Genomic DNA, 11,819 nt, shown 5'->3' with positions numbered 1-11,819 from the left:
CGCAGTGGCCCGCGCCGGACGAAGTGGCCGGCCCGGGACGTGGCCTGCCCGCGAGAGTGTTCGGAGGAGATGGATGACGCCCCCCGTGGATGTGCACCCGGCCCCAGAGGTGTCCCCCGATGTGCTGGAGGCCTACCGTCGCGCCCTGAATTCCGTCGGCGACGTCGGCGAATGGCGGCTGGACGGCTTCGACCGGACCGGCGTTCCGGTCGCTGCCGCGGTGTGGACCGGCCATCCGGATGGGTTCGTGGAGGCGCACGGTGTCGGGTACGGGCCGACCTGGACGCAGGCCTCGGTCGGCGCCCTCGGCGAGGTCGCCGAGCGGGTGGTCACCGCGGCGGAACTCCGGTCTCTGGCCGTACGGGTGGCCACCTACCGCGAGCTGTCCGCCGAATGCGGTGCCGGCGGAGTCGCCGATCCCCTCACCCTGACGCTCCCCGCCGGGTCGGACTACCACCCCGATCGGCCGATCGCCTGGGTTCCGGCGGTCCGGTGGAGGTCCGGCGAGCAGGTCATGGTGCCGCTGGAGTTCGTGGCGAACGACCCGTCCGGGCTGACGGAAGGGCTTCCGGCTCCGCTGATCACTCCGATCACCAACGGACTGGGGGCAGGTGACACCGTGGAACGAGCCGTCGGGCATGCCCTCCTGGAGCTGGTGCAACGCGATGGCGACACGGTGTCCTTCCGGGCCATGGACCAGGGGCAGGTGATCGAACTGGACTCGATCACCGACCCCACCGCACTCGCCTCCATCGCGGCATTCCGCGCCGTGGGCATCGAACCGATCGTCAAGCTGGCGTCCACGGAATTCGCCTACGTCGTCTACGCGATGGGCCGTGACCGGGACGACCGCCCGGCACTGCTGGCCCCGACTGCGATCGGCGAGGCCGGCCATCCGGATCTGCAGAGCGCCATCTCGTCGGCGCTGCTGGAGTTCGCCTCGTCCAGGGCCCGGCGGGCCTTCGCATTCGGCGACTTCGATCAGGTGCGGCGACTGCTGCCGGACTACGCCGATCTGGAGATGACACTGCCCGTGGGGAGCCAGGAGCCCCGCGCCCTGCGGACGATGCAGGAGTGGTCGGAGATGTCCGCGGACGCGCAACGCGAGCTGGCCGAGGCCATGCTCGGACACGAGGAACGACGGCTGAGGGTGTCGGAACTCCCATCCCCGGCGGGTGACCGGTCTGCCACACCCGCGGCTCTGCTGGCCACCATGCTCCAGCGGCTCTCCGATTTCGACGTCCTGACGGTGGCCGGCCGGCTCGGCGACATCTTCGCGGCGAAGGTCATCGTCCCCGGACTGGAGGTCGAAACGATGTCCTATCTGCGCATCGGCGGACGGGTGCTGCAGCGCCTGCTGGACCGTCGAAGTCCGCTGGTCGGGTTGGGCCGGCCCGATCGGCCCAGCCGGCTTCCCGTTCGGCTGACCGATGCGGCCGCCGCCCGGATCGGTGCTCCCGCGTGGCTGGATCGGGACGAGGTCGACAAGGCGGTCGGGAGGCTCTATCCGCTGTACCGGGAGCCGCGTCGGCACGCGCCGGCGCGGTTGGCGGTGCCCGCCCGCTAACGGCGGACAGGTCCGCGCTCGGCCGCGTCAGTGGCCGGAATCCCTCCCACCTCAGGGTCTTTCGCGCCCGAGCACGGCGTCACGACCGCCGGCCAGGGCGGCCACCGCGGCCGCCGAAATCTGCTGCGGGGTATGCCAGAAGCCGCCGTCCGCACCGGGTACGGACGAGTGGCCGAGCAGCAGGTGCCACCGGTCTGCGACCCGGGGCCAGCGTCCGGACGACGGCTCCGCCGTGGGGGGCGGTAGCCAGCGGCTGGTGAGGATGCGCAGGGTCGTGCCGCGGACCACCTGCGAAAGCCGGGCGACGGCATCGTTCTCGGCATCGTCGTCGGTTCCGGCCACGTAGAGGACGGCGGCGTCGACCCCGTCACGGAGCGGCGCGGACGCGAGTGCCGCGTCCACGGCAGCAGGCTCGAAGACGTCCAGGGACACCGGGAGCAGACGCTCGCCGCCCGCCAGGGCCAACCCGGTCAGTCGAGCCCGATTCCTGGCCACCGCCACCACCGTGGCGCCCCGGCCCAGGTAGGTGTGCACGGCAGGAAGCAGGACGCCGGTGGCGCCGACGATCAGCATCCGGGGACCGTCCTCAGAAGCCGCGACGGGGTACCTCCGGCGGTTGACGTCCACGCAGGAAGTCGAAGTCGGCGCCGAGATCGGCGCCCTGGACGTGCTCGACGAACAGCTTCATGTAACCGCGGGCTGCGCTGGGCACCTCCGGGGCCGTCCAGTCCGCCCGCCGGACGGCCAGTTCCCCGTCGTCGACCAGCATGTTCAACGTGCGTCCCACCACGTCGACCACGATGACATCACCCGTCCGCAGGAGCGCGAGAGGTCCGCCGACCGCCGCCTCCGGCGCCACGTGCAGGATGACGGTGCCGTAGGAGGTCCCGCTCATCCGGGCGTCGGAGATCCGCACCATGTCGCGGACGCCGCGCTCGAGCAGCTTCTTCGGCAGGGCCACATTGGCGATCTCGGGCATGCCCGGATATCCGCGGGGGCCGGCGTAGCGGATGACCAGGATGTCGTCGGCCTCGATGTCGAGGTCGTCGTCGTCGGCCACGGCCAGGTAGTCCTCTAGTCGGTCGAAGACCACCGCCCGCCCGCGGTGGTGCAGTAGGTCCTCGGATGCCGCCGACTGCTTGATCACGGCGCCGCCCGGTGCCAGGTTGCCGGTCAGCACGGCGATGCCGGAGCCGGCCGGCTTCACCGGATTGCCCATGGATCTGATCACCTGGTCGTTGAAACACTTTGCCTTGGCGTAGTTCTCGCCGATGCTCCGACCACTCACGGTCAGCGTGCCCTGGTCCAGCAGATCGCCCAGTTCGGCGACCAGCGCGCCCAGACCGCCGGCGTAGGCGAAGTCCTCCATCAGGAATCGACCCGAGGGCATCAGATCGACCAGGGTCGGGATGTCCCGCACCAGGGTGTCGAACTCCGCGAGCTCCAACGGCACCTCCACCCGACCGGCCAAGGCCAGCAGATGGACGACGGCGTTCGTCGACCCGCCGATGGCGGCGTTGAGCCGGATCGCGTTCTCGAAGGCGCGCCGGGTCAGGATCTTCGACGGTGTCAGTCCCTCGCCGACCATCTCCACGATCCGCCGGCCGGCCAGATGCGCCATCGTCCGGCGGCGGGCGTCATCGGCCGGGAGTTCGGCACTTCCCGGGAGTTGCATCCCCAGGATCTCGCCGAGGAGCGCCATCGTCGAAGCCGTCCCCATGGTCATGCAGTGACCACGGCTCCTGGCCATGCAGCCCTCCGCCTCGAAGAGCTTGTCCTGGGAGATCTCACCGGCCCGGTAGGACTCGGTCAGCCGCCAGATCGAGGTTCCGGAGCCGATGTCGCTCCCCCGGTACTTGCCGTTCAGCATCGGGCCGCCGGTGATCAGCAGGGTCGGCAGGTCGACGCTCGCGGCTCCCATCAGGTAGGCCGGAGTGGTCTTGTCGCAGCCGGCCAGCAGCACGACCGCATCGAGCGGATTGCCGCGCAACGTCTCTTCCAGGTCCATCGAGATCAGGTTGCGCAGCACCATGGCGGTGGGCCGGACGAGCGGCTCACCGGCCGAGGTGGTCGGGAATTCGAACGGCACCCCGCCGGCCTGCCAGATCCCGCGCTTGACGTGTTCGGCCAGTTCGCGGAGGTGCACGTTGCAGGGCGTCAGCTCCGACCAGCTGTTGGCGATGCCGATCACCGGCCGTCCGGTGAAGCTGTCGTCTGGCAGACCCTCGGACCGCAGCCACGATCGGGACATGATGCCGGTCTTGCCCTCCGCGGCGAACCAGGAGGCACTGCGCAGCGGCGCCCGGGTCTGCTGCCCGTCGGCCTCCGGCGCACTCACCGGAACCGCGGCAGGTGCTGGATCTGGGCGGCGATCAGGTCGTCGGCCAACGAGGCCGCGGCCGCCGGGTCCGACACCGCACCGTCGGCGAGGATCGCCTCCACCACCATCCCGCGGTCTCCGTTCATCGCGGCCTCGATCGACAGGTACACCGGGGTCAGCCGGCGCTGCAGCACCGCCGTCAGCGCGGGTCCCAGATCGGGCACCGCAATGCCCCTGATTCCGCGTGCGGTCGCGACACCGGGGATCTCGACGGCCGCGTCCGACGGCAGGTTCGGGATCAGACCATTGTTGATCACGTTGCAGGAGAACATCTTCCGCTGATCGCCGAGCACCGAGCGGATGATTCCGATCAACTGCTCCTGCTCGCCGCCGGACTGCTCGAAGGCCGCTCCGTCCAGCGGTACGGTCCCCTCCGCCTGCCGACGCATCCCCTGGTAGCGGTCCTCGCCCCAGGCGAGGATCTCCGGCACCGAGAAGGCGTCGACGCCCAGGGTCTTGCCGTAGTAGGCGCCTCCTGGCCATCGCTCGGGGAAGAACTCGGTGACGTGCCGGTCCTCGGCGGCCGGAAAGGCGCCGTACCTGGCGAAGATCTCCCAGGAGAACGGGTTCTGCCAGGCATTGGTGTTCTCGTTGAAGATGTCCCCGATCATCGCCGGGTCCATCGGCCCGGCCAGATCACCTGCGACCTTCGCGCGGATGCGGGGCCAGGCGTCGCGCCCACGCACCCGGAAGTCGTAGAGGAAGGTCAGATGATTGATGCCGGCGTACAGGGTGGACGTCTCCTCCAGCGGTTCACCGAGGTAGGCGGCCAGATGGCGCTGCACGTGATGCACTCCGTGACACAAACCGACCACCTGGTGCAGGCCGGCGTACCGGCTCATCGCCATGACGTTGGCCGTCATCGGGTTGCTGTAGTTGAAGAAGAACGCGTCGGGCGCGAGTTCGGCGACGTCCACGGCGATCTCGACCAGCACCGGCGTCGTCCGCAGCAACCTGGAGATACCGCCGGGCATCACCGAGTCCCCGACCGGCTGGAAGATCCCGTGCTCCATGCAGACCCGGTGATCGGTCTGCCAGGCCGGCCGGCCGCCGACTCCGACGCAGGTGATGACGAAGTCGGCTCCGGGCAGGACGGCCCGCCGGTCGGTGCTCCCGCTGACCGAGATGTGCGGGTCCGCGCCCCTGGCCCCGACCATCTTCCGGGCCAGTCCGACGGCCGTGGCGAGCGGTTCCTCGGCGATGTCCACCAGATGGATGTCCCAGTCCCCGAGGTCGGTGGCGCAGATCAGATCGGCCAGCAGGCCGCGGGTGAACACCGCACTCCCGGCACCGATCAACACCAGCGTCTGACGGCCGACGGCACTCATCTGCTCACTTCCTCTCGATTTCGGGGTGGACCGCCGTTCCGGCGGTCTGCGGGTCCGCGACCCGCATCGGGCCGCACCAGCGCCGGACTAGTCGGCGATCCGGTGGATCATCGTGTTGCTGAACAGGTAGCGGTACCCGGCCGCGACGATGGCAGCATCATGACGCGGGCTGGCCCCCCACGGCGAACCGTGCAACCAGACGAACGCCGGCGCCGACTGCCCGGTCACCGCGTCCATCCTCCTCTTGGGCTCGGCGATCTCGCGGTCCAGATCCTCGTCGCTGACGACGTCGGCGATACCGTCGTGCGAGGCCGTGTGCGGGTACACCACGTGTCGCGTCGACAACTCGGCGATCTCGTCCCAGGTCATCGCGATCCGCTCGCCGTGCATCTCCTCGTCGACGAGCCCGATCCAGTGCGAGCGGGCGAACAGTTCCTGCTCGGCCACCGGGCAGTCCACGAAACCCGTGCAGACGGCGAACCAGCCGGTGATGCCCAGTTCGTCGCAGACCTGGCCGGCGACGTCGTAGCTGTTCCGGTACCCCTCGTAGAAGACCGGCAGGAATCCCGGCTCCTGGCTGGTCCAGGTGCCGGTGGCGTAGAAATGGTCCAGTTCGGCCAGGTCGATGCCGACGAAGGCCTCGCGGTAGGCGGAAAGTTCGCGGTGCAGGGCAAGACGTCCGGACGCGGGTGTGTTGTGGTAGTTGACCAGCCGCAGGTAGCGGCCGGCGGCGAACGCATCCCGGTGTGCCGGCCAGGTCAGGTCACTCATCTGGTCACGCTGCGATCGAAGTCCTCGTAAGCGGCCACAGCGAGAACGCTGATCAGCACGCCCATGTCGCTGTCGCGACGGGTCGGGGCCAATGCTGTCCGGTACTGCTGGACCCGGGCCAGCACGGCAGCGGTGCGCTCGGCCCCACGGTCGGTCGCCTCCGCCGTCACCTGCGGGATCCCTCCCGAGCCCCGCTCGTCGACCAGGACGGCGAACATCGGGATGCCCTCCCGATGCAGGGCCCGATCCTGCGCCTCCCGCAGGGTGTTCCTCGCCTGCACCGCATCCAGTGCCTCACTCGGGTGCGCCATGTCCTGCCCCTGTTCTCTTGAAGTGACGAGCCACTTGCGGTGACGAGTCTCTTGCGGTGACGAGCCGTCGGCACCGGCTCGTGTTCGACGGTCGGGTGGGTCAGCAGGTGACGATCTCCACGCCCTGCGCCCGCAGGGCCGTCAACGTCGGGGTGTCTGCGGAGGCATCGGTGATCAGGCAGTCGATGACGCCGGGTGGGGCGAGGCGCACCGGCCCGCGCTGGCCGAACTTGGTGTGATCGGCCAGCACCGTCAGGGATGTCGCGCTGGCCAGCAACGATCGATCGGTGGAGGCCTCGAGCGCGTGCGCTCCGTAGAGCCCGTGCCGGGCATCGATCCCGAACGCGCTGTAGAACGCCGTGTCCACGTGGAATTCCGCCAGCGTCCGCTCCGCGATCGGTCCCAGCAGGGACATCTCCTCGTGCCGCAGGATCCCGCCCAGCACGACCACCGTGATGGCCGGATAGAGGCTGAGCCGGTTCGCGATGTTCAGGGCGTTGGTCAGCACCGTGAGTCGGTCCTTGTCGGCGAGAAAGGGCACCATGGCCTCGGTGGTGGTACCGCCGCTGATCAGCAGGGTGGAGCCGTCCGCGACGCGGTCCGCCGCGGCCGCCCCGATCCGGCGCTTCTCCGGCTCGTGGGAGATCGCCCGCCTCGAGCGGGTGGGCTCGGTCTGCACCCCGGACAGGCTGGCCCCGCCGCGCACCCTGGTGAGCAGCCGTCGATCGGACAGGTCGGCAAGGTCGCGCCGCACGGTGGAGGGACTCACCCCGAGCGCCTCGGCGAGATCCGCGACGTTGCCGGACCCGTTGACGCGCAGGTGGTGCAGCATCATCTTCTGGCGATCCACCTCCAGCATCTAGTACCCCCGTCCGCGGTCCACGACGTTCAGCAGGGTTCCGCCGGCGAGGAAACGCTCCAGGTTCCCCGTCACGATCTGCTCGACGTGCGCGCCGTAGTCCGCGGTCAGCCCGCCGACGTGCGGGGTCAGCAGGACGCCCGGTTCGGTCCACCAGGGCGAGGTGGCGGGGAGCGGTTCGGACTCGAACACGTCCAGCGCGGCCCCGGCGATCCGGCCCGACCGCAGCGCGCCCAGCAGTGCCGACTCGTCCACCACCCCGCCCCTGGACACGTTGATCAACATCGCACCCGGTTTGACTCGGCCGAGCCGACGGGCGTCCAGCATCCGGTGTGTGTCCGGGGTGTGCGGCACCACGACCACCAGCCAGTCCGCCAGGCCCAGTACCTCGTCCAGGCGATCGGCGGCGACCAGCGCCACCTGGTCCACCGTCGCGACGACCGGAGCCGAGGAATCGACCGTGCGATGACGCGGCGCTGCGGGCCGGGCGGCCACCCGCCGGCCGTCGTAGCGCAGCAACTCCTGGGATGTGTCCTGGACACCCCCGCGGGACACGCCGATCACCCGGATCCCGAACGGCGCCGTGAGCCTGGCGATCTCCTGCCCGATCCTGCCGTACCCGAGGATCACCATCGTCGTCCCGCGCACCGGAGCCGGGGTGAACCGCTGGGCACCTGGCCCTGGATCCGGCCAGAGCCGGGCGTTCCGGGTCTCGACCAGAGCGGGAAGACGATGGGCCAGCGCCAGTACCGAGAACGTCACGTACTCGGCCATCGAGACCGGCCCGACCCCGCCGAGGGTGGTGATCGAGATGTCGCTGTCCCAGATCGGCTGCCCGCGGAGGTGGTCGGCGCCGGACGAGTCGAGCTGGATCCAACGGAGCGCGGGGGCGCATCTGGCCGACGGGAATACCGAGGAGGTGTGCAGGATGTCGACCTGCGCCCACACCTGCGGGGGGATGTCCTCCGGCGATCCGGCGGTGATCTGCTCGACGGTCAGCAGGGGGGAAACGGCACGGAGCCGGTCGAGGAATTCCTCGTCGAACGCCAAGGTGCTGAGGTAGTGGACCGACGCCGTCATTTGATGCCCGACCTGGCCAGACCCTGGACGAAGTACCGCTGGAAGGAGACGAACAAGATGACCATCGGCAGGATGGCCAGGAGATTGATGGCCATGATCGCCCCGTAGTCCGAGGTGTACTGACCCTTCAGGTCGGTGACGATGCCCAGCGGCAGGGTGAACAGTTCCTGATTCGAGAACAACGCGATCAGCGGCCAGGCCAGGGCGTTCCACTCGTTCATGAAGGCGAGCAGCACCAGGACGGCCACCAGGGGCTTGCACAGGGGCATCACGATGGAGAAGAAGGTGCGGAACTGGCCACAGCCGTCCACCCTCGCCGCCTCCACCAACTCGTCGGGGATCGCCAGGAAGAACTGCCGGGCCAGGAAGATCCCGAAGACGGCCGCGCTCTCGGGCAGGATCACCGACCAGATGTTGCCGAACAGGCCCAGATCGATGGACAGCGTGAACTGCGGCACCATGATCGCCTGCACCGGAATCATCATGGTGGACAACAACAACAGGAACAGCGCGTTGCGTCCGCGGAACGGGATCTTGGCGAACGCATAGCCCGCCAACAGGTTGACGACCACCGTGATCCCCGTCGTCAGAAGGGTGATCACGGCGGAATTCCGGAACCAGCTCCAGATCGGGAAGTCGTTGAACGGCGTCCGGAAGTTGTCGAGGGTGAAATGCGCCGGCCACAGGTGAAGACCCGGCAGGTAGAGGTCCTCCCGCGTGGAGAACGCCGTCACCAGCATCCAGTAGATCGGGAAGAACATGATCAACGTGATGACGACGGCCGCTGCCAGGCGGAGCCAGAAGAAGCGGCCGCGCCGGCTGCGCCGGATTGCCTTGCGCCGGGCGCCGGCATCCAGCCCGACGACCCCGGGGGGCGAGATCATGAGGGCCATCAGCCGACCTGATCCCGATTTCTGCTGCCCCGCCACTGGATCACGGTGATCAGCAGGGTGATCAGGTAGATCACCACACCGATGGTGGCGGCGTAGCCGAGTTCACCCGGACCGTGCTCGTCGAATCCGGTCCGGTAGGCGTAGGTGACCAGCATCGTCGTGGAGAAATCGGGGCCACCGGCCGTCATGGCGAAGACGGTGTCGAAGATCTGGAAGGAGTAGATCAGATTCATGATCAGCAGGAAGAACGTCGAGGGTCCCAGCAGCGGGACCGTCACCCGCCGGAACTTCTGCCACCCTGTGGCACCGTCGATGGACGCCGCCTCCAGTACGTCCTGCCCCACGCCCTGCAGACCGGCCAGGTAGATCAGCATGTCGAAGCCGACCCGCTGCCAGAGCGTCATCAGGATGACGGAGAACATCGCCCAGCCGCCGCTGGACTGCCAGTTCGGACCGGCCAGGCCGAACACCCCGAGCAGGTTGTTGACGAAACCGTTGTACTGGTCGAACATCCAGGACCCAAGGACGCCGGTGGCCACGCCCGAGATCACCAGCGGGAGAAAGATGATCGAACGGTAAAGCGTGCGGCCCGGCAGTACTCCGTTCAGCAGTGAGGCGATGCCCAGCCCGAGGACCATGCCCACCGGCACCGTGCAGACGGTGAACAGCACCGTGTTCCAGAGCGTCTCCCAGAACACCGAATCCCGGAACAGGTCCAGGTAGTTGTTGAACCCCAGGAACTCCGGCGAACCGAGGGATTCGCGTTTCTGGAAGCTGATCACCAGCGCCAGCGCCAGCGGGAGCAGCAGGAAGACGCCGACCAGGATCAGGTTGGGGATCAGGAACGACCACGCCGCCAACGTCGTGCGCCGGCTGCGCACGGCCTTGATCCCGGAGACCGGGGACGGTCCCCCCGGCCCCATGTCGCTGGGCGCCCGGGCGGCCAGATCGCCTCGTACGGATGCCACGCCGATGCCTGCTAGGACCCGAGGGCTTTGCTGACGCCGGAGGCGATCGCCGAGATCGTGTCCGCGCTGGACTTCCCGTGGAAAGCCAGTTCCAGCTGGTCCTGCAGCACGGTGTTGATGCTGGAGAAACTCCCGACGGTCGACTCCTTCACGATCGTGTCGGAGATGGTGGCCGCCTGCTGCGCGCAGATCTTCACCACGTCGGGGCGCGAGACGTAGTTCAGGTTCGCGCTCGCCAGGGTCTTGAGCGTGGGCAGTTCGATGGCCTGCTCGCAGAAGTACTTCATCATGTCCTCGCTCACGACGAACTTGAGGAAGGCCGCAGCGAGTTCCGGATTCTTGGTGTCCTTGCGGGCCACGATGGCGTTCCCGCCGAGATCTGATGCCGCGGCCTTGTTCTGGGGCATGAAGGTGGCGCCCCACTCCCCCTTGTAGCCCGCCTTCGGGTCGGCCAGCTCGGGCACCAGGAAGTCACCGACGAACGACATCGGGACGATCTGGGACAGGAAGAAGTTATCGGAATACTGGCTCGTCTTGATCGTCGCGCTGTCGGGCACCCACTTGTTGGTGAAGAAACTCTTCGTGTAGTCCATCGCCGTGGTGGCTGCGGCCGACGGCAGCGCGACCTTCTTCAGATCGGGGGTGAGCAGCGTGCCGCCGGCCTGGTAGAGCCAGGACAGCCAGCGGAAGGCGCCGGCCTGCGTCCAGTCGTAGGCGAAGGGGAACTTCCTGTCCGGCAACGAAGCTCGCAACTTGGTGGCCACCGCGGAGAACTCCTCCCAGGACCACGCACCGGCCAGCGTCGTCGGAACGGACGTGATCCCCGCGGTGGCGAAGGCGGACTTGCTATACACGATGCACGTGGTGTCCGTCTGGTGCGGCACTCCATAGGGCACGCCGTTGTACTTGATGCCCTCCCACAGGGCGGGCAGGAAGGCGGCGATCTCGGCACTGTCGAAATAGGGGCTGACGTCGAGCAACACGCCTTTGGCGCTGTATTTGCCGATCGTCGTGTAGTCGACCCGGAAGACGTCGGGAGCGTTACCGGCCTGGATACCCCGGTCGATACCGGCGAAGAACCCGTCGTAGGGAACGATCTTCAGGTTCACCGTGGTCCCGGGGTTCGCTGCCTCGAACTTCTGCTTCACGTAGTTGAAACCGGCTGTCTCGCCCGTACTTCCGCCCCAGAACGAGAAACTGATCTCGCCCTTGACCGGCGCTCGACTCGATGGGGCCGGGGTGGACCCGACCGGCGAGACACCGGCTGCCGAGCTGGCCGGGGACGAACCGGCAGCGGGCCCGGCCGCCGAGGTCGCGGCCGAGGATGCCGCCGACGACGAGGATCCGACCGCCGACGAGGTACCGGCCGAATTGGAATGCACCGAGGAACAAGCGGTCAGGCCGAGCATCGTCGCGGCACCGACCGATCCGACCAGAAAGTTGCGGCGGTTTAACTCCATGAGATCTCCTGCTCGGGAGCGAGTCGGGGGCCAACGTGTGGGTAAGCCAAACACCCGGACGAGAACGAGTCAAGAGTGAGCAGTCATTTGACCATTTGGAAACAAAACTGACTGACTTTGATTGACCCCGCCCGTTGGCGGCCCTAGGGTCTACCTCGCATCGTCTACCTCGCACGTCTTCTCGCACGTCTTGTCGCACGGC

The 11,819-nt window shown here is 68.1% G+C and carries 11 protein-coding genes; 1 reads left to right on the top strand and 10 read right to left on the bottom strand.

Annotated elements, in window-relative coordinates; all coding sequences use genetic code 11:
* The first annotated feature begins 73 nt into the window (after nucleotides 1-73).
* The gene (locus H7F38_RS14235) at nucleotides 74-1,567 is read left to right on the top strand and encodes a YcaO-like family protein (protein ID WP_187090491.1); all 1,494 of its coding nucleotides are present in this window, start codon (nucleotides 74-76) and stop codon (nucleotides 1,565-1,567) included.
* Between the two features lie 51 nt (nucleotides 1,568-1,618).
* Here the strand turns inward: H7F38_RS14235 and H7F38_RS14230 are convergent, their stop codons facing one another.
* From H7F38_RS14230 to H7F38_RS14185, 10 genes are all read right to left on the bottom strand, one after another.
* Nucleotides 1,619-2,140: a hypothetical protein gene (locus H7F38_RS14230; RefSeq protein ID WP_187090490.1), complete on the bottom strand. Its 522-nt coding sequence runs from the start codon at nucleotides 2,138-2,140 to the stop codon at nucleotides 1,619-1,621.
* Between the two features lie 13 nt (nucleotides 2,141-2,153).
* Nucleotides 2,154-3,905, bottom strand: a complete 1,752-nt coding sequence (locus H7F38_RS14225; protein ID WP_187090489.1) for an IlvD/Edd family dehydratase — start codon at nucleotides 3,903-3,905, stop codon at nucleotides 2,154-2,156.
* Nucleotides 3,902-5,275 carry a hypothetical protein gene (locus H7F38_RS14220; RefSeq protein ID WP_187090488.1) on the bottom strand — a complete coding sequence of 458 codons (1,374 nt, stop codon included), beginning with the start codon at nucleotides 5,273-5,275 and terminating at the stop codon, nucleotides 3,902-3,904. The genes H7F38_RS14225 and H7F38_RS14220 overlap by 4 nt, the downstream gene beginning before the upstream one ends.
* Before the next feature lie 87 nt (nucleotides 5,276-5,362).
* Complete coding sequence (locus H7F38_RS14215) at nucleotides 5,363-6,046, bottom strand: polysaccharide deacetylase family protein (protein WP_187090487.1); 684 nt, start codon at nucleotides 6,044-6,046, stop codon at nucleotides 5,363-5,365.
* Nucleotides 6,043-6,357, bottom strand: a complete 315-nt coding sequence (locus tag H7F38_RS14210; protein ID WP_187090486.1) for a hypothetical protein — start codon at nucleotides 6,355-6,357, stop codon at nucleotides 6,043-6,045. The genes H7F38_RS14215 and H7F38_RS14210 overlap by 4 nt, the downstream gene beginning before the upstream one ends.
* A 100-nt stretch (nucleotides 6,358-6,457) precedes the next feature.
* The gene (locus tag H7F38_RS14205; RefSeq protein ID WP_187090485.1) at nucleotides 6,458-7,207 is read right to left on the bottom strand and encodes a DeoR/GlpR family DNA-binding transcription regulator; all 750 of its coding nucleotides are present in this window, start codon (nucleotides 7,205-7,207) and stop codon (nucleotides 6,458-6,460) included.
* 9 nt (nucleotides 7,208-7,216) lie between these two features.
* Nucleotides 7,217-8,296, bottom strand: a complete 1,080-nt coding sequence (locus tag H7F38_RS14200; protein ID WP_187090484.1) for a D-2-hydroxyacid dehydrogenase — start codon at nucleotides 8,294-8,296, stop codon at nucleotides 7,217-7,219.
* On the bottom strand, nucleotides 8,293-9,189 hold the full coding sequence (locus H7F38_RS14195; RefSeq protein ID WP_222618071.1) for a carbohydrate ABC transporter permease: 897 nt from the start codon (nucleotides 9,187-9,189) through the stop codon (nucleotides 8,293-8,295). The genes H7F38_RS14200 and H7F38_RS14195 overlap by 4 nt, the downstream gene beginning before the upstream one ends.
* On the bottom strand, nucleotides 9,189-10,157 hold the full coding sequence (locus tag H7F38_RS14190) for a carbohydrate ABC transporter permease (RefSeq protein ID WP_222618070.1): 969 nt from the start codon (nucleotides 10,155-10,157) through the stop codon (nucleotides 9,189-9,191). Before H7F38_RS14190 ends, H7F38_RS14195 begins: the two co-directional genes overlap by 1 nt.
* Nucleotides 10,158-10,168: 11 nt before the next feature.
* Nucleotides 10,169-11,617, bottom strand: a complete 1,449-nt coding sequence (locus H7F38_RS14185) for a sugar ABC transporter substrate-binding protein (protein ID WP_187090483.1) — start codon at nucleotides 11,615-11,617, stop codon at nucleotides 10,169-10,171.
* Between the last annotated feature and the right edge of the window lie 202 nt (nucleotides 11,618-11,819).

This window comes from Nakamurella sp. PAMC28650, from assembly GCF_014303395.1.
Lineage (GTDB): Bacteria > Actinomycetota > Actinomycetes > Mycobacteriales > Nakamurellaceae > Nakamurella.
This window is presented reverse-complemented; position numbering and strand designations above follow the sequence as displayed.